23 protein-coding genes, 1 tRNA gene and 1 pseudogene are annotated in these 23980 nt (G+C 68.2%); 11 read left to right on the forward strand and 14 right to left on the reverse strand.

Annotated elements, in window-relative coordinates; genetic code table 11:
• Positions 1 to 44: 44 nt before the first annotated feature.
• From ABIR74_RS06535 to ABIR74_RS06550, 4 genes are all read right to left on the reverse strand, one after another.
• Positions 45 to 923: a diacylglycerol kinase family protein gene (locus tag ABIR74_RS06535; RefSeq protein WP_348176167.1), complete on the reverse strand. Its 879-nt coding sequence runs from the start codon at positions 921 to 923 to the stop codon at positions 45 to 47.
• Positions 920 to 1546 (reverse strand): aminoacyl-tRNA hydrolase, encoded by a 627-nt coding sequence (locus ABIR74_RS06540; RefSeq protein WP_348176170.1) that lies wholly within the window; start codon positions 1544 to 1546, stop codon positions 920 to 922. The genes ABIR74_RS06535 and ABIR74_RS06540 overlap by 4 nt, the downstream gene beginning before the upstream one ends.
• A 23-nt stretch (positions 1547 to 1569) precedes the next feature.
• Positions 1570 to 2538 carry a proline racemase family protein gene (locus ABIR74_RS06545; protein WP_348176173.1) on the reverse strand — a complete coding sequence of 323 codons (969 nt, stop codon included), beginning with the start codon at positions 2536 to 2538 and terminating at the stop codon, positions 1570 to 1572.
• A 118-nt stretch (positions 2539 to 2656) separates the two neighbouring features.
• A complete protein-coding gene (locus ABIR74_RS06550; RefSeq protein WP_348176175.1) occupies positions 2657 to 3427 on the reverse strand; it encodes an enoyl-CoA hydratase-related protein in 771 nt (256 codons plus the stop codon).
• 54 nt (positions 3428 to 3481) lie between these two features.
• Here ABIR74_RS06550 and ABIR74_RS06555 point away from each other — a divergent pair, with 54 nt between their 5' ends.
• Positions 3482 to 3928, forward strand: a complete 447-nt coding sequence (locus ABIR74_RS06555; protein ID WP_348176177.1) for a DMT family transporter — start codon at positions 3482 to 3484, stop codon at positions 3926 to 3928.
• Positions 3925 to 4830: an EamA family transporter gene (locus tag ABIR74_RS06560; protein ID WP_348176180.1), complete on the forward strand. Its 906-nt coding sequence runs from the start codon at positions 3925 to 3927 to the stop codon at positions 4828 to 4830. Before ABIR74_RS06555 ends, ABIR74_RS06560 begins: the two co-directional genes overlap by 4 nt.
• A gap of 2 nt (positions 4831 to 4832) precedes the next feature.
• On the opposite strand, the gene ABIR74_RS06565 is transcribed toward ABIR74_RS06560, so the two are convergent.
• The 8 genes and pseudogenes from ABIR74_RS06565 to allB all read right to left on the reverse strand — a co-directional run bounded on the left by ABIR74_RS06565 (position 4833) and on the right by allB (position 14578).
• Positions 4833 to 7049, reverse strand: a complete 2217-nt coding sequence (locus tag ABIR74_RS06565; RefSeq protein WP_348176183.1) for a molybdopterin cofactor-binding domain-containing protein — start codon at positions 7047 to 7049, stop codon at positions 4833 to 4835.
• Positions 7046 to 7501 carry a (2Fe-2S)-binding protein gene (locus ABIR74_RS06570; protein WP_348176186.1) on the reverse strand — a complete coding sequence of 152 codons (456 nt, stop codon included), beginning with the start codon at positions 7499 to 7501 and terminating at the stop codon, positions 7046 to 7048. The genes ABIR74_RS06565 and ABIR74_RS06570 overlap by 4 nt, the downstream gene beginning before the upstream one ends.
• A gap of 14 nt (positions 7502 to 7515) precedes the next feature.
• Positions 7516 to 8289 (reverse strand): annotated as a pseudogene (locus tag ABIR74_RS06575) (FAD binding domain-containing protein); the annotation flags it as partial.
• A gap of 2 nt (positions 8290 to 8291) precedes the next feature.
• Positions 8292 to 9251, reverse strand: a complete 960-nt coding sequence (locus ABIR74_RS06580; protein WP_348176188.1) for an ABC transporter permease — start codon at positions 9249 to 9251, stop codon at positions 8292 to 8294.
• A complete protein-coding gene (locus tag ABIR74_RS06585; RefSeq protein ID WP_348176191.1) occupies positions 9248 to 10375 on the reverse strand; it encodes an ABC transporter permease in 1128 nt (375 codons plus the stop codon). The genes ABIR74_RS06580 and ABIR74_RS06585 overlap by 4 nt, the downstream gene beginning before the upstream one ends.
• The gene (locus ABIR74_RS06590; RefSeq protein WP_348176194.1) at positions 10372 to 11877 is read right to left on the reverse strand and encodes an ABC transporter ATP-binding protein; all 1506 of its coding nucleotides are present in this window, start codon (positions 11875 to 11877) and stop codon (positions 10372 to 10374) included. Before ABIR74_RS06590 ends, ABIR74_RS06585 begins: the two co-directional genes overlap by 4 nt.
• 130 nt (positions 11878 to 12007) lie before the next feature.
• Complete coding sequence (locus tag ABIR74_RS06595; protein ID WP_348176196.1) at positions 12008 to 13114, reverse strand: BMP family ABC transporter substrate-binding protein; 1107 nt, start codon at positions 13112 to 13114, stop codon at positions 12008 to 12010.
• Positions 13115 to 13228: 114 nt separating this feature from the next.
• Complete coding sequence (gene allB / locus ABIR74_RS06600; RefSeq protein WP_348176199.1) at positions 13229 to 14578, reverse strand: allantoinase AllB; 1350 nt, start codon at positions 14576 to 14578, stop codon at positions 13229 to 13231.
• A gap of 29 nt (positions 14579 to 14607) precedes the next feature.
• Here allB and ade point away from each other — a divergent pair, with 29 nt between their 5' ends.
• Genes ade through ABIR74_RS06630 form a run of 6 tightly spaced genes read left to right on the forward strand, consistent with a single transcriptional unit; the run spans position 14608 to position 20965 of the window.
• Entirely contained in the window at positions 14608 to 16305 is a 1698-nt protein-coding gene (ade, locus tag ABIR74_RS06605) for an adenine deaminase (RefSeq protein WP_348176201.1), read from the forward strand.
• Entirely contained in the window at positions 16302 to 17720 is a 1419-nt protein-coding gene (locus ABIR74_RS06610) for an IMP dehydrogenase (protein ID WP_348176204.1), read from the forward strand. Before ade ends, ABIR74_RS06610 begins: the two co-directional genes overlap by 4 nt.
• Complete coding sequence (locus ABIR74_RS06615; protein WP_348176207.1) at positions 17717 to 19051, forward strand: 8-oxoguanine deaminase; 1335 nt, start codon at positions 17717 to 17719, stop codon at positions 19049 to 19051. The genes ABIR74_RS06610 and ABIR74_RS06615 overlap by 4 nt, the downstream gene beginning before the upstream one ends.
• Positions 19048 to 19338, forward strand: a complete 291-nt coding sequence (locus ABIR74_RS06620; RefSeq protein ID WP_348176209.1) for a hydroxyisourate hydrolase — start codon at positions 19048 to 19050, stop codon at positions 19336 to 19338. Before ABIR74_RS06615 ends, ABIR74_RS06620 begins: the two co-directional genes overlap by 4 nt.
• Positions 19314 to 19754, forward strand: a complete 441-nt coding sequence (locus ABIR74_RS06625; RefSeq protein WP_348176211.1) for a 2-oxo-4-hydroxy-4-carboxy-5-ureidoimidazoline decarboxylase — start codon at positions 19314 to 19316, stop codon at positions 19752 to 19754. The genes ABIR74_RS06620 and ABIR74_RS06625 overlap by 25 nt, the downstream gene beginning before the upstream one ends.
• Complete coding sequence (locus ABIR74_RS06630) at positions 19751 to 20965, forward strand: urate hydroxylase PuuD (RefSeq protein WP_348176213.1); 1215 nt, start codon at positions 19751 to 19753, stop codon at positions 20963 to 20965. The genes ABIR74_RS06625 and ABIR74_RS06630 overlap by 4 nt, the downstream gene beginning before the upstream one ends.
• Positions 20966 to 21057: 92 nt before the next feature.
• On the opposite strand, the gene ABIR74_RS06635 is transcribed toward ABIR74_RS06630, so the two are convergent.
• Positions 21058 to 21876, reverse strand: a complete 819-nt coding sequence (locus tag ABIR74_RS06635; RefSeq protein ID WP_348176216.1) for an MqnA/MqnD/SBP family protein — start codon at positions 21874 to 21876, stop codon at positions 21058 to 21060.
• A gap of 79 nt (positions 21877 to 21955) precedes the next feature.
• Between ABIR74_RS06635 and ABIR74_RS06640 the strand changes: the two genes are divergently transcribed.
• Positions 21956 to 22198 (forward strand): hypothetical protein, encoded by a 243-nt coding sequence (locus ABIR74_RS06640; protein ID WP_348176219.1) that lies wholly within the window; start codon positions 21956 to 21958, stop codon positions 22196 to 22198.
• 178 nt (positions 22199 to 22376) lie between these two features.
• Here ABIR74_RS06640 and ABIR74_RS06645 read toward each other — a convergent pair whose 3' ends face one another.
• Positions 22377 to 22988, reverse strand: a complete 612-nt coding sequence (locus ABIR74_RS06645) for a sulfite oxidase-like oxidoreductase (RefSeq protein WP_348176222.1) — start codon at positions 22986 to 22988, stop codon at positions 22377 to 22379.
• A gap of 18 nt (positions 22989 to 23006) precedes the next feature.
• On the opposite strand from ABIR74_RS06645, the gene ABIR74_RS06650 reads away from it, so the two are divergent.
• The gene (locus ABIR74_RS06650) at positions 23007 to 23822 is read left to right on the forward strand and encodes a hypothetical protein (protein WP_348176224.1); all 816 of its coding nucleotides are present in this window, start codon (positions 23007 to 23009) and stop codon (positions 23820 to 23822) included.
• A tRNA-Arg gene (locus tag ABIR74_RS06655) sits at positions 23813 to 23885 on the forward strand. The genes ABIR74_RS06650 and ABIR74_RS06655 overlap by 10 nt, the downstream gene beginning before the upstream one ends.
• Positions 23886 to 23980: the final 95 nt, after the last annotated feature.

Genomic DNA, 23980 nt, shown 5'->3' on the forward strand with positions numbered 1-23980 from the left:
GACTGGGCAGCGTAGTGGGGAATGAGATTCGCGGTGAGGCTGCGTCAGCAGAGCACGGTCAACGCGTCCCGCTGCGCGACGATCTCGGCTTCGACGACGTCGCCGATGTCCTCCCCGTCGACCTGCACCGGCATCGGCCGATCGCAGCGGAGCAGAATCCTGTCGAGGTCATGACCGACGAGCACGTCACGCGACCCATGCCCGCCGCGCACGGCCTGCGTTGCCAGCCGTGGAATGGCCCGCATCCGAACCTGTCGGGGCGCAACGACGTCCAGACCTCCCTCGAACGATGCCTCGGGAGCGATGCGTAGCCCGAGGCGGCCGGCGTACGTGTAGGGCGAGCAGTTCGCGACGAGTGCGAATGCTGCCCTTCCGAGGCCCTCGATCTCGAGTACGGCGTCATAGCGAAGCCGGTGCTCCGCGAGCGTCTTCACGACGGTGAGGGCGAAACGGACATCCCCGGGGCGCTTGCCGTCGAACCGCCGGCCGAGGCCGTCGACCTTGCGGACGAGCTCGGCGTCGAACCCGATCCCCGCGTTGAAGGCGAACCGCCGCCCGTTGATCGCCCCGAGCGAGATCCTCCGCTGACGCCCGGATGCGATCAGCTCGGCCGCGCGCGCCGGATCGCGCGGGAGTCCGAGCGCTCGCGGCAGCACGCTGGTGCCGCCACCCGGGACGAAGCCGAGTGCGACGTCCCGACCGATCCCGTTGATCACCTCGTTGTAGGTGCCATCGCCGGAGAAAACGTAGATCGCGTCAGCGCGTGATGACCACTCCCGCGCAAGCTCGGTCGCATCGCCCTGCGCCTGCGTGAGGATCGTCTCGGTCCCCGACGGCAGGGCCGCCTGGACGGCGGCGAGTCGTCGCTCGTCGACGCCGCTCGCGAACGGGTTGACGATCAGCACGCGGGTTGTGGCGGTCACGAGATCGGCTCCGTCCGGGGAGCAAGGACGAGCACGGTCTCCGAGCCGGGGGCGATCTCGGTGAGGCCCCCGTCCCTGACCACGGCCTCCGCCGACGCCGCGAGCGCTGCCCACCCCTCGGCCCCCTGGCCGACGACCCGGAGGTCGAGGCCGCGGTCGAAGCCCGGGTCGAGCCTAGCCATCAGGGCGGCGTGTCCGATCTGCGCGATCGTCTTTCCCGAGCTCATACCGAGATCCGTGGCGACGACGAAGGTCAGGTCGCCGAGGTCTGCGCGATCGAGCGCGGGGAGAGCGCCGGGCTCGTCGCTCAGCGTCTGCATCCGGACGAGCACTCGATCGCGCAGCGAGCGGCGAACCGGCGGGAGGCAGGCAACATCACCGACTCGCTCGTGATCGAGGTCGCGAAGATCGTCCCACTCCCGCGGCTCGGCCCGAAGGCACACCTTCCGGAACGAGTGACGCCACCAGTCCTCGAACCCGTCGCGCCAGCTGTCCTCGTCACGGAAGCGATAGGCGCAGCGTCGCGTCGCGAGAGCGGCTGCACTGGCGAGCTCGACGAACGGTCGGGTCGTCCGTCGCCGCACGACGAGGTACATCACGAGCGTATCGTCTTCCGTCTCCACCCGGGCAGAGTACGGAACCCGCGTCAGCGCAGCAGGAATCCTTCGCCGAGCGGATCGTCGGGGTCGAGGACGAACGTTGATTCCCCAGTGCGATACGCCGTTCCCGAGACCTCGGTGATCACCGCTGGGCGTCCCGCCACGGCGACCTCGTCGACGACCCGGCCGGTGAACGACGACCCGACAATCGAAAGGTGATTCAGCTCGGCGCCACGAGGAAGACTCCCTTCGGCATCGAGCAGCGCGAGCCTCGCGGACGTACCCGAGCCGCAGGGGGAGCGGTCGACCTCGCCGTCGGCGAAGACCGTCACGTTGCGCTGCGTGAAGGGGTTGTCTCCTTCCTCTTGCCAGAAGATGACACCGTAGACGTCCCGCAGCTCGGCCTCGAGGGGATGCACGATCTCCTGCCAGGCCTCGAGCTCACGCTTGATCTCGCGCCCGAGCTCGATCAGCCGCGGCAGCTCCGCCGGCTCCACACGCTCGGGGAGAGCCGCGTAGAAGGCTCCGCCGAAGGCAACGTCGACGCTCCGTCCGGCGACCTCCACGCCCGTCGCCCAGACGAATGCCGGCACGTTGCGGAAGCAGACCGAGCGAACACGACCGTCGCTGACCGTAGCGACGGTCTCGAGGCGTCCGGACGGGACGTCGACGACGACGCGATTCTCGCCCTCGCGCCGCTCGACGATGCCCTCGTCGAGCGCCCACGTGACGATCGCGATCGTCCCGTGCCCACAGGCGGTCGAGTAGCCGGCGTTATGGAAGAACACGACGCCGAGGTCGGCGCCGTCGTCGTTCGGCGGAACCACATGGCAGCCGTACATGTCGGCGTGACCCCGCGGCTCGTAGACCAGTAGCCGGCGAATCTGGTCGAGTCGCTCGAGAGCGTCGCGACGACGTTCGAGGATCGTGGTGCCCTCCGGGATGTCGGCGCCCCCGACGACGATGCGAAACGGCTCGCCGCCCGTGTGGTAGTCGACCGTGCGGATCCCGGTCACAGCGCGATTCGTCCGAGATCGTCCGCGACGACCGGGTTGATCGGGTGCGCCGCCTGGGCGCTCCCATCGGGGATGGCACGTTGCTCGAACATGGCGCTCCTTCGGGGGTGCTCGGGCGCTAGGTGCCCGTGAACCTCGCGGGCCGCTTCTCCAGGAACGCGGCGACTCCTTCGGCGAAGTCGGCCGTGCCGATCGCACGCTCCTGGAGCTCGGCCTCCAGCGCGAGCTGGTCCTCGAGCGAGGCCGCGGCTGCCTGCTCGAAGAGTTGCTTCGTCATCGCAACGGCAACCGTGGGAAGCGCCGACCAGCTCGATGCCAACTCGGCGACACGCGAGTCGAAGCTCTCGGCGGGGATCACTTCCGAGACGAGGTTCCAGGCGAGCGCCTCGTCCGGGGAGAGCTTGCGGTTCGAGCTCATCCACTCGAACGCGCGCGCGAATCCGAGGAGACGATGCAGGAACCACGTTCCGCCCGAGTCGGGCACGAGACCGATGCCGACGAAGCCCGGAACGAATGCTGCGGCCGTCGAGGCGACGCGCACATCACAGGCGCTCGCAAGCGAGAGGCCTGCGCCGGCAACCGGGCCGTTCACGGCGGCGATAACAGGCTTTGCGAGGCCACGGATCAGCCGGATGTTCGGATGGTAGGTCTCCTCGAGCGCCTCCTCGAGCGTCGTCCCGAGCTCCGAGAACTCCTTGAGATCCTGGCCGGCACAGAAGCCGCGGCCGGCTCCCGTGATCACGACACACCGGATCTTCGGGTCGGCTGCCTCCTCGAGCGCAGACCGAAGCGCGGCGTGAAGCGCTCGGTTGAAGGCGTTGAACACCTCGGGACGGTTGAGGGTGATCGTCAGGACGGCTCCATCGCGCGCTGTGAGGACCTCGCTCATTCCCGCACCCTACTCCGCACGCCAACCGCCGCTCCACCAGGTAGCGTCACCTGAGTGAGCTCGACCTCCGTGGCGGCATCGCTCGCCTTCGTCGCCGGCCTCGCAGGGGCCGTTCAGGTAGCCGTGCAGGGGCGGCTAGGCGAAAGGATCGGAACGCTCGAGGCGCTGACGTGCGCCGTCGTCATCGCGGCCGTCACCGCTCTGACCTTGTTGCTCGTGGCGCGCCGCAGCCTCGACGGCATGCGCGAAGGCTTCGGCGCGCCGAAATGGATGCTCGTCGGCGGGTTGATGACAATCGTGATAGTGATCGCGATCACGGTCGCAGGTCCGAGAATCGGGATCGTCGCGACGACGGCCTTCCTCATCGTGGGTCAGTTCGGTCTCGCGACGTTGATCGATCGGCTCGGGTGGTTCGGCGTCGAGCCGATCGCGCTCGCGTGGCCGCGCATCCTCGGACTCGCTCTCCTCGCTGCGGGCGCCGTGCTGACGCTCAAGCGATGACTCCGCGCGCGTGGCTGGCGCTCTGGGCCGTGTACATCCTCTGGGGCTCGACGTACCTCGGGATCGAGCTCGCGGGCGAGACGATCCCGCCGCTCCTCTCCGCAGGGATCCGCTTCACAACGGTCGGCGTCCTGCTCACGAGCTGGATGCTCGTTCGGCATGGCCTCGCCCCCTTTCGGATCGGCTGGCCGGCCGCCGGTTCCGTCGTTCTCTGCGGGCTACTCCTCATCGGTGCGAACGCTTTGCTGTTCGTCGCAGAGCGTCGGGTTCCAATCGGGCTCGCTGCCCTGATCTTTGCTTCGGTTCCGCTCTGGCTCGTCGTCTTCCGATCGGTCACGGGCGATCGCCCGGCGGGTGCCTCGCTCGCGGGGACGGCGTTCGGGTTCATAGGCGTCGCCGTGCTGCTGCGGCCGGGCGCCGACGTTACGGTCACCGGTGTGCTCATGGTCGTGTGCTCGGCGCTCATGTGGGCGTTCGGGACGTTCCTCTCGTCCAAGCTCCCGATGCCACGCGACGCGGTGACGACCGCGGGAGTCCAGGGGCTCGCAGGCGGGCTCCTGCTCATTCCGGTCGGCCTGATGTTCGCCGACGGTGAGTCGTTCAACCCTGCCGACTGGTCGACGCGCTCACTGCTCGGGCTGCTCTACCTGATCGTGTTCGGCTCGATCATCGGCTACACGGCCTACGTCTGGCTCGTCACGAACGTCCCGCTCGGGACCGTCGCGACCTACGCGTACGTGAACCCGATCGTGGCGATCACACTCGGCGTGATCATCCTGCACGAGGTGTTGACCTGGCAGATCGCTGCCGGCGCCGCGGTGATCCTCACCTCGGTTGCCGTCGTGATCCGCAACGAGATGTCACGGCGGCCGGACGAGAAGCCTCCGCTGATCGAGACCTAGTTCTAGAGACCGACGATCTCGTCGGGCCTGACGGGGATCCGCGTCAGCGGCTTTCCGGTGGCGGCCCGCATTGCGGAGACGACGGCCGCAGCAGCGACGACGGTGGGCGGCTCGCCGACGCCCTTGGCGCCGTAGGGAGCGGAGGGCTCCGGCACCTCGATCAGCACCGATTCCACGGGAGGCATGTCGAGCGTGGTCGGAATCAGATAGTCCGTGAAGCTCGCGTTCGTGATCCGCCCATCGCGCGTCTGGATCTCCTCCATCACCGCGAGCCCGAGTCCCTGCGCGGTGCCTCCCTCGATCTGCCCTTCGAGGGCGAGCGGGTTGATGGCACGCCCGACGTCCTGGGCCGTCCCGATCCAGACGACACGTGTGAGACCGAGCTCGACGTCGACTTCCGCGACGACGCGCATGGCCGAGCACGCGAGGGCGACGTGGGCGCGCTCCCCGGTGATCTGCCCTGTCTCGGGATCGAGCGGCGTCGTTCGAGGGTGGCGGTGCACGCGCTCCACGTCCACCTCCGCTGAGCCGGTGCGCTCGCGCTCCTCGAGCGCCGCGCGGCACGCATCCTGAACTGCCCCCGCCGCCATCCAGGTCATCCGGGAGGCTGACGCCGATCCTGCCGAGCCGACCGTTGCCGTCGTGTGAGGCATCAGGGTGACCGCATCGATGCCGAGCTCCGTCCGCGCAACCTGGAGGATCACGCCAACGACGCCCTGGCCGACCTCGGCTGCGGCGCAATGCACCTCGGCACTACCGTCGGCGTGGAGAACGACCCGCGCGGCGCACGAATCGTCGAAGCCCTCGGAGTAACAGATGTTCTTGAAGCCCACGGCGAATCCGACGCCCCGCTGCACGCCTTCGCCCCGCGTCGTGTTGCCCGCGCCGCCCGGCAGCCGGATCGGGTCCCGTGGCAGTGCCTCGGCCGCCGGGATCGGAATCGCGGCCGCGGCACGAATCGTCTCGGCCACGGGACACGATCCGTCGACGACCTGCCCCGTCGGAAGCGTGTCGCCCGGCCCGAGGGCATTGAGGAGGCGCAACTCGATCGGGTCGATATCCAGAGCAGCCGCCAGGAGATCCATCTGAGCCTCGGCGGCGAAGCACGTCTGAACCGCTCCAAAGCCACGCATCGCCCCGCACGGAGGGTTATTGGTATAGACCGCTGTCGCCTCGATCAGGGCGTTGTCGACGCGATAGGGGCCGACCGCGAACGATGCGGCGTTCGACGCGACAGCCGTCGAGCTCGATGCGTAGGCGCCCCCGTCGAGCAGAATCCTCATCCGGACGTTGACGAGCCGGCCGTCGCGCGTCGCGCGATGCTCGCACCACATCCGCGCCGGGTGGCGATGGATGTGACCGACGAAGGATTCCTCCCGGTTGTAGACGATCTTGATCGGGCGGCTCGTATGCAGCGCAAGGAGCGCGCCGTGGAGCTGCATCGAGAGATCCTCACGACCACCGAACGCGCCTCCGACCCCGGCGAGGTGGATCCGCACCTGCTCGGGCTCGAGCCCGAGACACGGTGCCACCTGGTCACGGTCGACGTGGAGCCACTGGGTCGCGACGTAAATGTCGACGCCGCCCTCACCATCGGGGACGGCGAGTCCCGACTCGGGCCCGAGGAACGCCTGGTCCTGGATCCCGACGTCGTACACGCCGCTCACCGTCACCTCGCCCTCGATCTCCGGGTCGCCATGGCGGATCACCATGTGCCGGACGACGTTCGGGCGTGGGTCGTCGCGGTAGCCGTGACCCGCTGTGGGTCGGCCCTCATGGAGCGGCTCCATCTCTGTGGCTCGCTCCATGTCCGAGACGACCGGAAGCTCCTCGTAGACGACCCGGATCGCTGCGGCCGCGCGCCGCGCCTGCTCCGGGTGCTCGGCCGCGACGAGCGCGACGGGCTCGCCGTAGTAGCGAACGCGGTCGGACGCGAGCACGGGCTGGTCGGGGAACTCGAGGCCGTAGGTCCTGGCACCGGGGACGTCCTCGTGTGTGAGCACGGCGTGAATGCCCGCCATCGTCAGCGCCTGCGAGATGTCGATCTCGACGATGCGCGCGTGCGGATACGGGCTGCGCAGCGTGTGCCCCCAGAGCATCCCGGCGGCCTGGAGGTCGCTCGAGTAGGCGAACTCGCCCTTGACCTTCGGTGGACCGTCGAGTCGGAGGACGCTGTCTCCGACCCGGCCCACGGTGGGTGTCGCGGCAACCGTGCTCACGACGCGGCCGCCTGTCGCACCGCATCGAAGATCTTTGCGTATCCCGTGCAGCGACAGAGATTGCCGGAGAGCGCCTCACGGATCTCGTCGTCGCTCGGTGACGGGTTGGACTCGAGCAGGTCGACCGTCGCGACAACGAGACCTGGAGTGCAGAACCCGCACTGCACTGCACCGGCCTGCACATACGCCTCCTGCACCTTGTGGAGCCGGTCCCCGTCGGCGAGACCCTCGACCGTCGTCACCTCGTGACCGTCTGCCTGGGCGCCGAGAACGAGACACGAGCAGACGAGCGTACCGTCGAGCAGGACAGAGCACGAGCCGCACTCGCCCTGCTCGCACGCGTTCTTCGAGCCCGGGAGGTCGAGCCGCTCGCGGAGGACGTAGAGCAGGCTCTCGCCGCCCCATGCTTCGGTCTCGCGCCGCTCGCCGTTGACCGTCAGCGTGATCTTCATGCAAAGCACCTCTCGAGCGCGCGCGCGGCGAGGACGTGCAGCGCATGACGGCGGTACGCGGCCGTGCCGCGCACGTCGTCGATCGGACTCGCGGCGTCGGCCACGCGTGAGGGGAACCGTTCGGCCTCGTCGATCGGTGCTGTCACGAGACGAACGGTCGGCGCGGACGAGCCGAAGGCTGCGCGAATCTCGCCTCGCTCGCGATCGATCTCGAGCGCGAGCGAGCACACGGAGATAACCATTGCGTTGCGCGGCCCGACCTTCATGAACGTCTGCCGTGCGCCGCTCGGCTTCATTCGCACCGAGACGACGATCTCGTCATCTGCGAGTGCGTTCGTCTTGACGCCGAGAATGAACTCGCCGATCGGCACGCGCCGCTCGCCGCGAACGCTCGCGACGCAGACCTGCGCGTCACCGATCACGAGCGGTGGGAGCGCGTCGCCGGCCGGTGAGGCGGTGCCGAGGTTGCCGCCGATCGTGCCGCGGTTCCGGATCTGGGGTGAGCCGACGGTGCGCGACGCCTCGGCAAGGGCCGGGAGGAGCCCGGCAAGCGGATTCGCCATCGCCTCGGCGTACGTGAGTGCGGCGCCGAGGACGAGCGTGTCGCCGTCCTGCCCAGACCCGCGCAGCTCCTCGACCTCGTTGAGGTTGATCAGCGCCGGCGGCCGCGAGCGGTCGAAGTTCAGCTCGACGAGCACGTCGGTGCCCCCCTGGACGAACCTTGCTTCCGGGAGCTCCGCCTTGAGGGCGATCGCTTCGGCGAGCGAGCGAGGGGTGTGGACGTCGATCGCTAGCGCTCCTCACGAACGTACGGGACGCCGAGGCTCGCGGGGGCTCCGAGGCGCCGGCGGCCGATGCCGGATGAGACGATCACGAGTACGACGATAGTCATCACGTAGGGAAGCGCCTGGAAGAGCTGCGGCGTGACGGTGTAGCCCTTCGCCTGGAGGATGAGGGGCAGCGCGGAGAAAGCGCCGAAGACATATGCGCCGACGAGGCAGAGGTCCGCACGCCAGAACGCGAAGATGACGAGCGCGATCGCTATCCAGCCGGTTCCACCCGTGAGCCCGTCGACCCAGAGAGGGGTCAGGGCCAGGCTGAAGCAGGCTCCGCCGACGCCGGCGAATGCGCCTCCCGCGGTGGTATGGAGGTATCGATACTTCGCCACGCTGATACCCATGGCGTCAGCCGCGGCAGGCGCCTCCCCGATCGCTCGCACGTTGAGGCCGGGGCGGGTCCGCGACAGGTAAAGGCCGACGAGCAGGACGCAGACCCATGACGCGTAGACGAGCCAGGTCTGCCCGAACAGAACTGGGCCGACGACGGGTAGATCCTGAAGGCCGAACGCATTGACCTCCTCGAACGAGTAGCGCGCCGGGTCGGTTGCGAGCTCGAAGTCGTTCGCGATGTACGACGAGAGCCCCGCAGCGCCGCAGAGGATCGTCAACGCAAGCCCGGCCACGATCTGGTTCGCGCGCAGCGTAATCACGAGGAAGGCGAGGACGAGCGCAGCGACCGCACCCGCCAGGGCGGCGACGGCGACGGCGAGCGGCAGAACGACTCCTTTTGCGCCGTCGATCTTCTGCACCGCAAGGAAGCCCATCACCGCGCCGACGAGCATCATCCCCTCGACGCCAAGGTTGAGGACACCAGATCGCTCGGCCAGCAACTCGCCGAGCGCGGCGTAGAGCAGCGGTGTCCCGTAGGCGACCGCCGAGGCAAGAACGACGACGACGATGCTGTTGTTCACGAGGCCGGCTCCGTCTGCGTGCGCGTGTGGCGTACCGGGCGCGAAATCGAGATCCGGTACTGCACGAGCAACTCACCGCCGAGCATCGCAAAGAGGATCATGCCCTGCATCACGCCGACGAGCCCGGATGGGAAGTCGGCGCTCTGGAGCGTGTAGCCGGCGTTCTGGAGCCCGCCGAGGAGGAAGGCGGCGAAGACGACGGCAAACGGGTTGTAGCGGGCAAGTGCCGCGACAACGATGCCGGTGTAGCCGTAGTTCGCCTGCTGCAGGCCGCGGGCATCGAGGACATGGCGGAAGTCGCCCATCTGGCTTGCGCCGCCGACGCCCGCGATGGCACCCGAGAGACACATGATCGCGACGATCTTGCGTCTCGTCCGCATGCCGGCGTAGCGAGCGGCTCGCGGAGAGTCGCCGATCACCTGTGCTTCAAATCCAAAGCGCGTGCGCGTGTAGAGCACCCACACGACGAACGCAACGGCCGCTGCGACGAGGAAGCCGAACGGGATGGCGACCGATCCGATCGTCGTCACGGGCCAGGTGGCCGCGTCGGCGAGGGCCTTGCCCTGGGGGAACACGAGGCCAGTCGCCGATGTGTCGCGCCAGTAGGAGAGCGAGTCGAAGATGAGGTAGTTGAGGGCGAGCGCAGCGACGTAGTTGAGCATCAGCGAGGTGATGATCTCGTTCGTGCGGAGGAATGCTCGCAGGAGGCCGGGGATCGCTCCCCACGCCGCTCCGAGCACCGCGCCGCCGACGATCATCGCGACGATCAGCACCGGTGTCGACTGTCCCGCGAGGAGAATCGCGATCCCGCTCGCGCCGATCGCCCCGAAGTACAACTGCCCCTCGGCGCCGATGTTGAACAGCTTCATGCGGAACGCCACGGCGGCGGCGAGTCCGGTGAACGCGAGCGGCGTGGCAGCGATCAGGGAGTTCGTGAGGGCACCATCGGCGATGTAGGCGGCGTCGAAGAGGCGTCGGAACGTCGCAATCGGCGGATGGCCCGTGACGACGAGAAGGATCGCAATCGCGATGTGCGCGACCACGAGCGAACCGAGCGGGACAGCGACCATCAGCCAGCGCCTCTGCTTCAGGCGCTTCTCGATCCGGACCTGGGGCAGGCTCACGACTCGCCCCCGGCGCGCTCACCGGTGACGCCGGCCATCAGCAGACCGATCTCCTCGACGGTGGCGACCCTCGGGTCGACCTCTCCTGCAACGGCACCCTCGTACATGACGACGATCCGGTCGGCGAGCATCATCACTTCGTCGAGGTCCTCGCTGATCAGGAGGACGGCAACCCGGTTGTCGGCGGCCTGTCGGAGGTAATCGTGCACCGTCTCGATCGCGCCGACATCCAGTCCGCGGGTCGGTGCGGCCGCGACGAGTACCCTCGGATCTCCCGAGAACTCACGGGCGAGCACGACCTTCTGGAGGTTCCCTCCCGAGAGGCTGCGCGCCGCGGTCTCGGGGCCTGGCGTCTTCACGTCGTACCGCTCGATCATCTCCTCGGCGCGCTTCCGGATCAGCCCGAGTCGAAGGAACGGCCCGACCGCTTCGGTGCGATACGACTTGAGCGCGATGTTCGAGGCGATGCTGAGGCTCGGCGCGACGCCCGTGTGCATGCGATCCTCGGGCACGTGGGCGATGCCGGCGGTGATCGCCGCCCGCGGATCGCCGGTTTTCAGCCGGGTTCCGCCAACGGAGACCGTGCCGGCCGAGAGAGCCCTCATTCCGGTGACGGCCTCTGCAAGCTCGCGCTGACCGTTTCCCGCTACCCCGGCGATCCCGAGCACCTCGCCGGCACGGACCGAGAGCGAGACGCCCTTGAGGGCATCTCCGCCACGATCTCCGGGAGCCGTGATGCCCTCTACGCTCAACACGACCTCGCCGATCGAGGACTCGCTCTCGCGTCGTCGCGCGGCGTCGATATCCCGCCCTACCATGAGCGCTGCGAGCGACTCCGGCGTGGCCCCGGCCGTGTCGACGGTCGCGATCGAGCGTCCCCCGCGGAGCACGGTGACGCGATCGGAGACCTCGAGGACCTCGTGCAGCTTGTGCGTGATCACGATCACCGAGTGCCCCTCTGCGGCCATCGTCCGGATCGTTCGGAAGAGCTCGCGCGCCTCCTGCGGCGTCAGAACCGCGGTCGGCTCGTCGAGGATCAGCACCTGCGAGCCGCTCCGCACGGCCTTCATGATCTCCACGCGCTGCTGCTCGCCAACCGACAGCTGCCAGATCTTCGCGTCGGGGTCGACCGGCATGTGCAGCGCCTCGGAGATCAACTCGACCTCGCGCGTGCGGCTGGCACGGTTGAGCAGGAACGGCTCGGTCCGCGAACCGAGAACGAGGTTCTCGGAGACGGTGAGCGTGTCGACGAGGCGGAAGTGCTGATGCACCATCCCGATCCCCGCCGTGATCGCATCTCGCGGGCTGTGAAGCTCGACGACGCTCCCACCGACCTCGATCTCGCCCTCGTCAGGCCGATAGAGGCCTGTGAGGATGTTCATCAGCGTCGTCTTGCCGGCCCCGTTCTCACCGAGCAGGCCATGTACCTCGCCCTTCGCGACCTCGAAGGAAACGTTGTCGTTCGCGAGGACGCCCGGGAAGCGCTTCGTGATGCCGCGCATCGCAACCGCAACCTCACTGGGAGCAGGCGGAGCAGGCGGCGCGTGCGGCTCGGAGGAGCTCATCGGAGAGTTTGGGTCCATAGGGTGTGCGCGGCGGCTCGATGCCGGTGCGCACACCCCACGGCGTTCGTTAGCCCTTCGGGCTGCCTTCGATGCCCTTCACGAGCCAGTTGACGGAGAGGATCTGCGGCAGGGTCATCCGCTTCCCCTTCGGGACGCGAAGCTTCCCGGCCTGGTCGTAGAGCGGTCCCTGGAACTCGTAGAACTTCCCGGAGATGATCGCCTTCTGCTTCGCGGCGATGAGCGCCTTCGTCTTCGCCGTCACCTTCGGCCCGTAGGGCGAGAGCAGGGCGAAGCCGTCGGCCATCGAGCCCCAGTAGCTCCCGGTCTTCCAGGTGCCGTTGGCGGCTGCCTTGACGCGCTTCAGGTAGTACGGCTTGCCCCAGTCGTAGACGGCCGCAACCTGCCACGACGTCGGTGCGAACTTCCGCGAGTCACTGTTGTAGCCCACCCACGGAAGACCCTTCGACTGCGCGTACTTGCCGGCGGCCGGGCTGTCCACGTTCTGCCCGATCACGTCGGCCCCGGCGGCAACGAGGCTCTCTGCGGCCTTCTTCTCCTTGGCCGGATCGAACCACGACTTCGTCCAAACGAGCTTGACCTTCGCGTTGGGCTTCACGAGCTGCACGCCGAGCGCAAATGCGTTGGCATGACGGATGATCTCGGGGATCGGGAAGGGCACGATGTACCCGACGACACCCTTCTTCGTCGCTGCACCTGCCGCGATGCCGGAGAGATAGATCGCGTCCTCGCCTGCGCCAAAATAGTTGGCGTAGTTCTTGGCGGACTTGTAGCCGGTCGCGTGCTCGAAGTACACGTCCGGGTACTTCTTCGCGGCGGCGGCCATCGCGTCCATGTAGCCGAACGAGGTCGCGAAGATGATCTTGTTCCCGTCACGAACGAGGCTGTCGATCACCTGGGCTGCCTGCGGGCCCTCGGGGACGTTCTCCTTGTAGGTCGTGATCACGTTCGCGCCCATTGCCTTCTGGACGTACAGGCGCCCCTTGTCGTGGGCCTGCGACCAGCCCCCGTCGTTGTGCGGGCCGACGTAGATCCACGCGGCCTTGATCGGCGCCTTCTTCGCGCTCGGCGCTGCCGAGCCCGTCGTCGCAACGGCGAGCGCTGCGAGCGCGATCGTCACGAGCGCGACCCCGAGCCCTACCCCTAACTTCCTCATCTGATCTCCTTGTGATGGTCGGGAGCGAACCGTCCGTCGGAACGCGCCTCGTCTGGTTGCCGTCGCCATCCTCTCGCGCCGGACACCACTTGGCAACCGCGGACCGCTCGCTGTTCACATTTCTGGACGCACGATGCGGCCGAAAGTTGCGTTGGGTACGAGTCGGCCGTCCTCGATCACCGCGTCTCCGCGGAGAAGCGTTCGCACGACCCGCCCTCGCGTGGACATGCCGACGAACGGGCTCTGCGGATAGCGGTAGCGCAGGTCGGCCCTCTCGACGATTCCCTCGTGCCCGAGATCGACGAGCGCGAGGTCGGCGTCGAACCCGACCTCGAGGCGTCCCTTGCGCGGAAGTGCGAAGCGCTCGGCGGCGGCACCGGCTGTGAGGCCGGCGACCTCTGGCAGCGTCAGGCCGCGCTCCTGCGCAACCGCGAGCAGCGTCCCGCGCAGCGTCTGTAGCCCCGAGATGCCGCCCCACCAGGAAAACGCGTCGTCGCCCTGCTTCAGCTCCGGCGGCGCCGGCGAGTGGTCGCACGCGAGCATCGGGATCCGTCCCGCGCCCACCTCGCCCCAGAGCGCCTCGGCGCCTGCCCGCGGCCGGATCGCCGGCGAGCACTTGGCGAGCGCTCCGATCCGCTCGGCGTCCTCGTCGGTGAGGAGGAGGTACTGCGGGCATGTTTCGCAGCTGACGTCGACGCCTCGGCTCCGGGCTTCGGCGACCAGGACTGCCGCTGCGGCAGTACTGACGTGGACGACGTGGAGGGCGCAGCCGGTCTCCTCGGCAAGGAGGATCGCTCGCGCAACCGCCTCCGTCTCGACGAACGGAGGCCGCGTCTCGAGGTAGTCGCGCACCGACGTGCGGCCTTCGCGACGTGCCCGTTCTGTCAGACCCATCGTGATCGCGTCACTCTCTGCGTGGACAGCGACCGGTAGGCCGAGCCGGGCCGCACGGGCCATGCCCTCGTAGAGCGTCAGGTCGTCGGCAGCCGGGAACTCGTCCACCCCCGTGTCGCACATGAACGCCTTGAAGCCGATCACGCCTCGCTCGGCGAGCTCGTCGAGCCGGTCGACGTCACCGGGGACGAGGCCTCCCCAGAGGCAGAAGTCGGTGTGGGCCTGCTCGCGCGCAGCTGCGACCTTGAGGTCGAACGAGGGGCCGTCGACGGTCGGTGGCGACGCGTTCAGGGGCATGTCGAAGAGGCACGTGCCGCCGCCCAGGGCGAACGCCTCCGTACCGGAGGAGAACCCCTCCCAGTCGGTGCCGGGGTCGTTCAGGTGCACGTGCGGGTCGACGCAGCCCGGGAAGACGTGCAGCCCGGTGGCGTCGATCTCGGCGGCCGCGCTGCCCTCGATCTCAGGTCCGATCTCGACAATGAGCCCGTCCGCGATCGCGAGATCCGCGGGGACAACGTGCGTCGGCCCGACGACGAGGCCACCGCGCACGAGAACATCGAAGTCGCCCATGGTCGGATCAGACGTTATCGTCACGCGCGATGCCCCGTCTGGAACGAACGATTGCCGTCGCACGCGGCGACGAGTCCGCCGACCTCGTCGTCTCCGGCGGCAGCGTGCTCTCGGTCTTCACGCGGGAGTGGCTCGAGTGCGATGTAGCGATCAGCGACGGGATGATCGCGGGCCTCGGGTCGTACGAGGGTCGTGAGACGATCGATGCCACCGGACGCTACGTCGTCCCGGGCTTCATAGACGCGCACATGCATATCGAGTCGGTCAAGCTCCTCATCGACGAGCTCGCCCGCCTGATCCTGCCCCTTGGCACGACCGCGATCGTCGCCGACCCGCATGAGATCGCAAACGTCCTCGGCGTCGACGGCGTCCACTGGCTCCTGGACGCATCGTCCGGGCTGCAGCTCGACGTCTACTTCATGGCGCCGTCCTGTGTTCCCGCCTCGCCCTTCGAGTCGCCACGGCGGCCCCTCGGTCCCGGCGATCTCGAGTCGCTGATGCGCCGGCGGCGGGTGCTCGGGCTCGCCGAGATGATGAACTTCCCGGGCGTCGTCAACGGCTCCCCGGAGGAGCTCGCGAAGCTCGCCCTCGAAGGCGCCGCCCACGTTGACGGCCACGCCCCCGGGCTCCTCGGCAAAGAGTTGCAAGCCTACGCTGCGTCGGGAATCCGCTCGGACCACGAGGCGCTGACCGCCGACGAGGGACGCGAGCGCCTCCGCGCCGGGATGTGGCTCCTGATCCGAGAGGCCTCGATGGCGCGCAATCTCGAGGCGCTCCTGCCGCTCGTGCACGAGTTCGGCCCCGGGAGGATGGCGTTCTGCACCGACGATCGCGACCCCGAGGACATCGCCGACAGTGGCCACCTCAACGGGATGGTGCGAGCCGCGGTCGCCGCCGGCGTGGCCCCGGAGGATGCCCTCGTGATGGCCTCCTTCCACCCGGCCCTCTGGCACAAGCTCGACCACCTGGGAGCGATCGCCCCGGGCTACCAGGCCGATCTGCTGCTCCTCCCCGACCTCGAGAGCTTTGCGCCGGACATGGTGCTCAAGCGGGGCGTACCGATCAGAGACCACGCGTCGCCTCCGATCCCGGACTGGGTGCGCCAGACCGTCCGGATCCAACCGGTGAACGCGGGGGACTTTGCGATCCCCTCGGAAGGCTCGAGGATCAGGGCAATCGGGCTCATCGACGATCAGGTCGTGACGCGCTCGCTCGTGTGCGATCCCGTCGTCTCCGGCGGCCAGGCTGTCGCCGACGCGGGTGCCGACCTGGCAAAGATCGCCGTCGTCGAGCGTCATCTCGCGACCGGTCGTATCGGGCTCGGGTTCGTTGCCGGTTCGGGCCTCGAGCGCGGCGCGCTCGCATCGTCGGTCGCGCATGATGCGCACAACCTCGTCGTCGTCGGCATGACCGACGAGGACATCGCCTTTGCCGTCTCCCACCTAGCCCGGATCGGCGGCGGCATCGTCGCCGTGGCGGACGGCCGGGTGCTCGCAGAGTGCGCTCTTCCGGTCGCCGGACTTCTCGCCGATGCGCCGCTCGCAGAGGTCATCGAGAGCAGCAGGGCATGCAACGAGGCCGCCTCGGAGCTCGGCTGGGCCGGTGCGACGCCCTTCCTGACGCTCGCCTTTCTCGCGCTCTCTGTGATCCCCGCGCTCAAGATCACCGATCTGGGGCTCGTCGACGTCGATCGATTCGAGATCGTCCCGCTCGAGGTGTCGTCATGACCGAGATTCGCCTGGGTCTGACCTTCGACGACGTCCTCCTTGTGCCGCGGCGCTCCCGTGTGCGTTCGCGCCAGGATGTCTCGACCCGCTCGAGCTTCACGCCCGGAATCGAGCTCGAGGTGCCAATCGTCTCCGCGAACATGGACACCGTCACGACCGCACCCATGGCCGTCGCCATGGCGCAGCTCGGCGGACTCGGTGTCCTACACCGGTTCCTCTCGGTCGAGGAGGAGGCTGCTGAGGTTCGCCGCGTGAAGCGATACCTCACGCACGTCATCGCCGAGCCCTACACGATCGAGCCGTTCCGCACGCTCGCCGAGGCGCGCGCGGATGCTGCCCGACTCGCGGTCACGGGATTCGTCGTCGTCGATCCGAGCGGTCGGTTGCTCGGGCTGCTCACAGCCCGCGATCTCCTCGCCGGTGAGGACGGTGATCTTGTCGAGGCGCTGATGACCCCGCGCGAGCGACTCGTCACGGCTCCCCCCGGCGTAGCGCTCGACGAGGCCCGGCGGCTCCTGACTGCGAGCCGCATCGAGAAGCTTCCCCTCGTGCAGGAGGACGGCACCGTCGCCGGCCTCGTCACGCTCAAGGATCTCGCTGTCTCAGATCGCTACCCACGGGCGACCCGCGACTCGCTCGGCCGTCTCCGCGTAGCGGCGGCAATCGGGATCCGCGGTGACTACCTCGACCGGGCCGGCGAGCTTGTCGCGGCCGAGGTCGACGCCCTCGTGCTCGATATCGCGCACGGCCACGCCGACGCAGCGATCGAGGCTGTGCAGGAGCTGAAGAGCGCCTGGCCGGACGTGGAGGTCGTAGCCGGCAACGTCGCGACGGGCGAGGGCGTCGGCGATCTCGCAGCGGCAGGTGCAGACGCGGTGAAGGTCGGAATCGGTCCCGGCTTCGCATGCACGACCCGTCTCGTCGCAGGCGTCGGCGTGCCACAGCTTTCCGCCGTGCTCGAGTGCGCGGAGGCGGCTCGAAGCATCGGCGTGCCCCTGATCGCCGACGGGGGTATCCGGCGGGCCGGGCATGTCGCGACGGCGATGGGCGCCGGGGCGAGCACGGTCATGGTGGGCAGCCTCCTCGCAGGCCGCGACGAGAGCCCTGGCGACGTCGTCCGCAGGCGCGGTCAGCTCTTCAAGGTCTACCGCGGGATGGCCTCACGCTCCGCCGCGGCTGCGCGACTCGCGATCGAAGGTCGCGGCGACGCGCTCGACCAGTACGTCGCTGAGGGCGAGGAGATGGAGTTCCCCCTGCGCGGCTCGGTCGCGGGAGTGATCGAGGAGCTCCACGGCGGCCTGCGCAGCGGCATGAGCTACGTCGACGCCGCCTCGATCCCGGAGTTCTGGGAGAAGGCGAGCTTCGTACGCCAGACCGAGGCGGGCGAGCGCGAATCGCACCCGGGAGTGTCGTGAGCACGCTCTATAGAAACGGCTGGATCGTCACGATGGACGACGCGGAGTCGGAGCACGAGAACGGCTGGATCCTCGTCGACGGCTCGACGATCGCTTCGGTCGGCTCGGGGATGGAGCCCCACGCGGACGAGCGGGTCGATCTCAACGGCGCGGTCGTCACCCCGGGCCTCATCAACACCCACCACCACCTGTACCAGACGCTCACCCGGGCCCGGGCCCAGCAGGCCGACCTCTTTACCTGGCTCCGAGAGCTCTATCCCGTCTGGTCGCGAATCGATGCAGACGCCGAGTACGCAGCTGCTCGTACCGGTATTGCCGAACTCGCGTTGTCTGGGTGCACGACCGTCTTCGACCACCACTACGTCTTCCCACGCGGCCGTGAAGGCCTGATCGAGGCAGAGGTGCAGGCGGCCCGCGAGATCGGCCTGCGGATCGTCGCCTCTCGCGGCTCGATGGACCTGGGCGTCTCCGACGGCGGGCTTCCGCCGGACGAGCTCGTCGAGGACCTCGACGCGGTACTCGCCGAGACCGAGCGACTCGCAGCTGCGATTCACGAGCCGGGGCACGGAGCCCGGGTCCAGCTCGCCGTCGCACCGTGCTCGCCGTTCTCCGTCACCGGGCGCCTGATGGAGGAGTCGGCCGCGCTCGCGCGTCGGCTCGACCTTCCGCTCCACACGCATCTCGCCGAGACGCTCGAGGAGGAGGCGTACTGCCTCGAGCTGCACGGCTGCCGACCGGTGGAGTATCTGGATCGGCTCGGCTGGCTCGCCGACGATGTCTGGTGCGCTCACTGCATCCACCTCTCCGAGAGCGACATCTCCCGCTTCGCGAGCACGGGTACCGGGGTCGCCCACTGCCCCACGTCCAATCTGCGGCTCGGTGCGGGTGCCGCCCCTGTGCGCGAGATGGTGAACGCGGGGGTCAGGGTCGGCCTCGGCGTCGACGGCTCCGCCTCGAACGAGCGCAGCGACCTCTTCTTCGAGGTCAAGCAGGCGCTTCTCGTCTGTCGTGGACGCGGCGGCGGGGCAGCGATCACGGCGCGTGAAGCGATTCGACTCGGCACGCGGGGTGGAGCGGCAGTGCTCTGTCGCGACGACATCGGCTCGCTCGAACCGGGTAAGTGCGCCGACTTCGCCGTGTGGCGCACCGATGTCCTCGAGCTCGGCGGCGCGGACGACCTCGTTGCCGGCATCGTCTTCGCCGGTCCGTTTCGCCCCGATCGCCTCGTCGTCGGAGGTGAGACCGTCGTCAGCGACGGGCATCTCGTGAAGGCCGACGAGACAGAGATCGCAAAGGCCCATCGCGTCGAAGCGCGAAAGTTCTCGGGATGACCGTCTCGCTCTCGACCCATGTGCTCAATACCGCCACGGGTCGACCCGCGGCCGGGGTCGCTGTTGAGCTTCTGTCGGCGACAGACCGGATCGCACGTGTCGAGACCGACGGCGACGGGCGCGCCCGGCTCGCCGAATCGCTCGAACCGGGAACCTATCGCCTGGTCTTCCGTCCGCCGTCACCGTTCTTCACGCGCGTCGAGCTCGAGATCGTGCTCGAGGACGGCCACTACCACGTGCCCCTGCTCATCTCCCCGTTCTCGTGCGCGAGCTACCGCGGCAGCTGAGCGTCGAAGAGCTCGCCGGGCTCTTCGAGGGGAGAACGCGTTTTGTCGAGCTGCTCGCCGAAAGGGATGACCCGCTCGCGAACGCAGCCGTCGTGATCGACGAGCTGACCGATGCCGAGAAGCGCGAGGTGCTCGACGCCCACCCGGCGATCGGCCAGAAGGAGGGCCTCTCCGCGCGCTCGGCGGCCGAGCAGGGCACGGACGACGACCCACATGTGCTGGCCGAACTTGCGCGCCTGAATGCCGAGTACGAGTCGCGACACGGCTTTCGCTTCGTCGTCTTCGTCAACCGGCGCCCCAAGGCTGCCATCCTCGAGACCCTCCGTAAGCGGATCGACAATCCGACAGACGAGGAGCTCGAGACGGCAGTCGGCGAGCTCGTCGCGATCGCGATCGACCGCTGGACACGCCAGTGACCGTCGTCGCGGCGATCCTCGATCCGTACATCACGGACTGGCTGAACCTCCTGATCCGCTCGCTGCACGTGATCGCCGCGATCGCCTGGATCGGAGCGTCCTTCTACTTCGTCCTGCTCGACCAGTCGCTCGAGGCGCCGACCAGGGTGGAGGACCTCCGGGACGGAGTCGGCGGGGAACTGTGGGAGGTACACGGCGGGGGCTTCTACCACGTCAAGAAGTACAAGATCGCGCCTCCCGTGCTCCCGAGCCACCTCGCGTGGTTCAAGTGGGAGGCCTACACGACGTGGCTCTCCGGATTCGGGCTGATGGTCGTCCTCTATTACCTGAACGCCAGGGCGTACCTGATCGATCCGGAAGTGGCAGACCTGACGCCATGGCAGGCGGTTGCGATCAGCGTCGGGCTCCTCATCGCGGCGTGGGTCGTGTACGACGTCCTTTGCCGCGGCTTTATCCGCCACCGCGTCGTGCTCTGGATCCTGGTAGTTGCGTTCACCGCTCTCGCCGCCTGGGGATGCGCGCAGCTCTTCCAGCCCCGAGCGGCGTTCCTCCAGGTCGGCGCGATGATCGGAACGATCATGGCGGGGAACGTCTTCTTCAACATCATCCCCGCCCACTGGGAGCTGATCAACGCGAAGAAGGCGGGTCGGGATCCCGACCCGTTCCCGGGCGTCGTCGCCAAGCAGCGGTCGGTGCACAACAACTACTTCACGCTCCCCGTCGTGTTCACGATGATCGCCGGCCACTTTGCGTTCACCTACGGTGTCGAGCGCGCATGGATCGTCCTGCTCGTGATCATGTTCGTCGGGATCCTCTCGCGGCTCTTCTTCAACCTTCGCCACCAGGGACGGACGATCTGGACTATCCCGGTCTCATGTGTCGTCGTGCTGGTGGCTCTCGGCGTCGCGATCAGGCCAGACCAAACGGCGACCGGCACGGGCAGCGCGACGGTCTCGTTCAGAGAGGTCGAGCCCATCGTCGAGCAGCGGTGCGCAACGTGCCACTCCGTGGCGCCTACGCAATCGGGATTCTCGACCGCGCCTGCGGGGGTCGTCCTCGATACGCCGGAGCAGATCTCCGCCCGAGCTGACGACATCGAACGGGTCGTTTCGTCGAACTCGATGCCGCTCGGCAACGTCACGGGGATGACGGACGAGGAGCGGACGGCGCTCCTCGCGTGGGTCGTGCAGGGCGCTACACAAACCCCGTAGGGGCGAGGTGCGCCGAGCCTTGGCGAGGCAAACCTCGCCCGCGTTGCGGGCGATTTGCGGGCGACGCATCCGCGCAAGCGTGTGCGTCGCCCCTACACGAAGTCGAGCTGAACGGGATGGGGGAAGGCGCCGATCTCCTCGCCCCGGCGCAACAGCTCGGCGACCGCCGAGCGGCCCTCGTCGCCGTAGTCCTCGGTCAGCTCGTTGACGTACATCTCGATGAACCTGTCCACGACCGCCTCGTCGATGCCGCGTCCGAACTGCAGCGCGTACGCGAGCGCCTCCTCCCGGTGCTCGAGCCCGCACCTGATCCCCTCGGCGAGCACCTCAGACAGATCGCCGAGTCGTTCGATGTCGCGTCGGGCGACGTTGACCCCGAGCGGAAGCGGAAGACCCGTCTCGAGCAACCACCACTCGCCGAGGTCGATCACCTTGTGGAGGCCGATGTCGGCGAACGTCAGCTGGCCTTCGTGGATCAGCAGCCCGTAGTCGGCCCGACCGGATGCGACCTCGTCCGGGATCTGCTCGAACGACAACTCGCGGAAGAGGCACTCGCCGATCGCGAGCCGTAGCGTCAGGAACGCCGTCGTCATGGTTCCCGGGACGACGATCTCCTTACCACGAAGGTCATCGATCGAAGCCGGCTTGCGCGCAACGACGATCGGACCGTACCCCGTGCCGATGCTCGCTCCGTGCGGGAGGAGCGCGTAGTCCTGCTGCACGAACGGGTACGCCGCAAGGGAGATCGCCGTGACCTCGAGGCGGGCAGCGCGCGCCCACTGGTTGAGGGTCTGGATGTCGGCGAGTACCTGCTCGAACGCGAAACCCCGTGGGTCGACGAGGTCGGTCGTGAGCGCCCAGTACATGAAGGCGTCGTCGGGATCGGGGCTGTGGCCGACTCGGATGTCCATCGAGAGGCGACGGTAGCACCCTGATGCGACCAGCAAGAGTGTGAACCGGCCGCGGAGCCGAGTAGGCTAGACTGGCTACATGGGATTCAAGGATCTGTTCTCGTTCCTCGGCCAGGGCTCCTCGAAGGAAGAGCGCGTGGCGCAGTACGTCATCCGAGAACACGACCGCGGCCGCGCGCTGAACGACATCCTCGAGGACAAGTACGTCGTGAACCGACTCCCGTCCCCCGAGCAGCGCGCCCGCCTGCTCGACCGTCCCGAGATCCTGCAGGCGATCGGCGGAAACATGTCCGAAGCCTCCTCGGGGGCCAAGGACGGCTGAGGTGCCGCGGCGACGGGGTTGATCCATCGTCCGAGCTGTTCCTCTTCGCGTCAGCGACGACCAAAGAGAAACGGCCCTGGGGGAGGGCCGTTTCGGGTGAAGCGAGGGGAGGGGTTGGGACACTTCATTCATCGGTGCCCGAGCGTGCTCGCCGATCCCCCGAAAGAGTGATCTCCGCTCAGAACTGGAAGCGCTGCTCCTGGAACGGGTCGGCTTCGTTGTGGTATCCGAGCCGCTCCCAGAAGCCAGGCTGATCGTCGGCGCGAAGCTCGATTCCGCGAAGCCACTTGGCGCTCTTCCAGAAGTACTTCCCCGGAACGATCAGTCGCAGCGGGAACCCGTGCTCGGCCGTCAACGGCTCTCCGTCGGCGTGCGTCGCGAGCATGGCACCTTCGCGGTCGAGGAACTCGACGGGAACGTTCGTGGTGAAGCCGGCCTCGGCATGGGCGATCGCGAACCTCGCTGTCGGGCGCTGCCCGACGAGCTCACGCACCGCCGACCACGGGATGCCGCTGAAAGTGGTGTCGAATCGGCTCCAGCGAGTGACGCAGTGGATGTCCTGCGTCACCTCGACGCGCGGGAGCTCGTTCAGCTGCTTCCAGTCGAGGGTTACCGGTGTGTCGACCTCGCCGTGGACTTTGAAGTCCCAGCCCGCGAGGTTCTGCGGGTACGTCGCAACCGATCCTGCGTGGAGTACGGGCCACTTCTCCGTGAGGTACTGGCCCTCCGGAAGCCGGGCCGGGTCGTACCCGGCCTCCCGTGCCTTCTTCTCTGCCTTGCTCCGGAACATGCTCCTACACTAGTAAGCGTGAGCACTCGAGCGTTACAGGCTGCGTCGCGGCCGCGGGAGTACGTCGGCGTGATCGGCCCCGACGCGGCGTCGTACCTGCAGCGGATGGTCTCGAACGACGTCGAGGCACTCGGGCCGGGCGAAGCGTGCCAGGCGCTTTTGCTCACGGCGAAGGCCCGGGTGATCGCACCGATGACGGTACTCCGGCGCGGCGTCGACGATTTCCTGTTGCTCACCGAGCCGGCGCTCGGCAGCCGGATCGTGAGGGAGCTCGTGCGGTTCCGCTTCGCCGCAAAATGCTCGATCGAGCCGGAGGCGCATTCCACGACAATCGTTCTCGGTGAGGCGCCGCAAGAATCGATCCCCACGCCGGACTACGGCGTTCCCGCCTACGAGCTGCTCGACGCGGCCCCAGTCCCCCCTGACGCCGTGTCCGCCGAGGAACTCGAGCGACTCCGCATCCTCGCCTGCACGCCCGCCTGGGGCCGTGAACTCGACGACCGCGTGCTGCCCGCCGAGGCGGGTCTCGAGGACCGTGCGATCAGCTTCACGAAGGGCTGTTACCCCGGCCAGGAGCCCGTGGCCCGCCTGCACTACCGCGGCCACCCGAACCGGGGGTTGCGCGTTCTCGAGCTCGAGGGGATCGACCTCCCTGCGTACGACGCGGAGCTGACGCTCGACGGCAAGGTCGTCGGGAGAATCACGAGCGCCGTCGTCGCTGAGGGGCGTGTCCTTGCGCTCGCCTACGTCCGCCGCGAGGTCCCGGACGATGCAGTCCTGCTCCACGGCCCTGTCGCTGCGACGCAGCTACACTCTCCCTCCCCGCGCCCGTAGCTCAGGGGATAGAGCGCTGCCCTGCGGAGGCAGAGGTCGCACGTTCGAATCGTGCCGGGCGCATGGCTCAAGCCCTTCTCGGAGGGTAGGTGCACACGGAAATGGATTGAGTTCATACCGTGTGCCCCCGTCGCCAAGCGGCCGGGGAACGTCGGTAC

The sequence above is a fragment of the Gaiella sp. genome (assembly GCF_039915195.1).
Lineage (GTDB): Bacteria > Actinomycetota > Thermoleophilia > Gaiellales > Gaiellaceae > Gaiella.

Coding starts and splice junctions, on each gene's coding strand:
- ABIR74_RS06620 (WP_348176209.1), top strand. CDS start 19,048: ATGACCGTCTCGCTCTCGACCCATGTGCTCAATACCGCCACGGGTCGA.
- ABIR74_RS06550 (WP_348176175.1), bottom strand. CDS start 3,427: ATGAGCGAGGTCCTCACAGCGCGCGATGGAGCCGTCCTGACGATCACC.
- ABIR74_RS06595 (WP_348176196.1), bottom strand. CDS start 13,114: ATGAGGAAGTTAGGGGTAGGGCTCGGGGTCGCGCTCGTGACGATCGCG.
- ABIR74_RS06560 (WP_348176180.1), top strand. CDS start 3,925: ATGACTCCGCGCGCGTGGCTGGCGCTCTGGGCCGTGTACATCCTCTGG.
- ABIR74_RS06640 (WP_348176219.1), top strand. CDS start 21,956: ATGGGATTCAAGGATCTGTTCTCGTTCCTCGGCCAGGGCTCCTCGAAG.
- allB (WP_348176199.1), bottom strand. CDS start 14,578: ATGGGCGACTTCGATGTTCTCGTGCGCGGTGGCCTCGTCGTCGGGCCG.
- ABIR74_RS06570 (WP_348176186.1), bottom strand. CDS start 7,501: ATGAAGATCACGCTGACGGTCAACGGCGAGCGGCGCGAGACCGAAGCA.
- ABIR74_RS06645 (WP_348176222.1), bottom strand. CDS start 22,988: ATGTTCCGGAGCAAGGCAGAGAAGAAGGCACGGGAGGCCGGGTACGAC.
- ABIR74_RS06610 (WP_348176204.1), top strand. CDS start 16,302: ATGACCGAGATTCGCCTGGGTCTGACCTTCGACGACGTCCTCCTTGTG.
- ABIR74_RS06635 (WP_348176216.1), bottom strand. CDS start 21,876: ATGGACATCCGAGTCGGCCACAGCCCCGATCCCGACGACGCCTTCATG.
- ade (WP_348176201.1), top strand. CDS start 14,608: ATGCCCCGTCTGGAACGAACGATTGCCGTCGCACGCGGCGACGAGTCC.
- ABIR74_RS06590 (WP_348176194.1), bottom strand. CDS start 11,877: ATGCGCGGCATCACGAAGCGCTTCCCGGGCGTCCTCGCGAACGACAAC.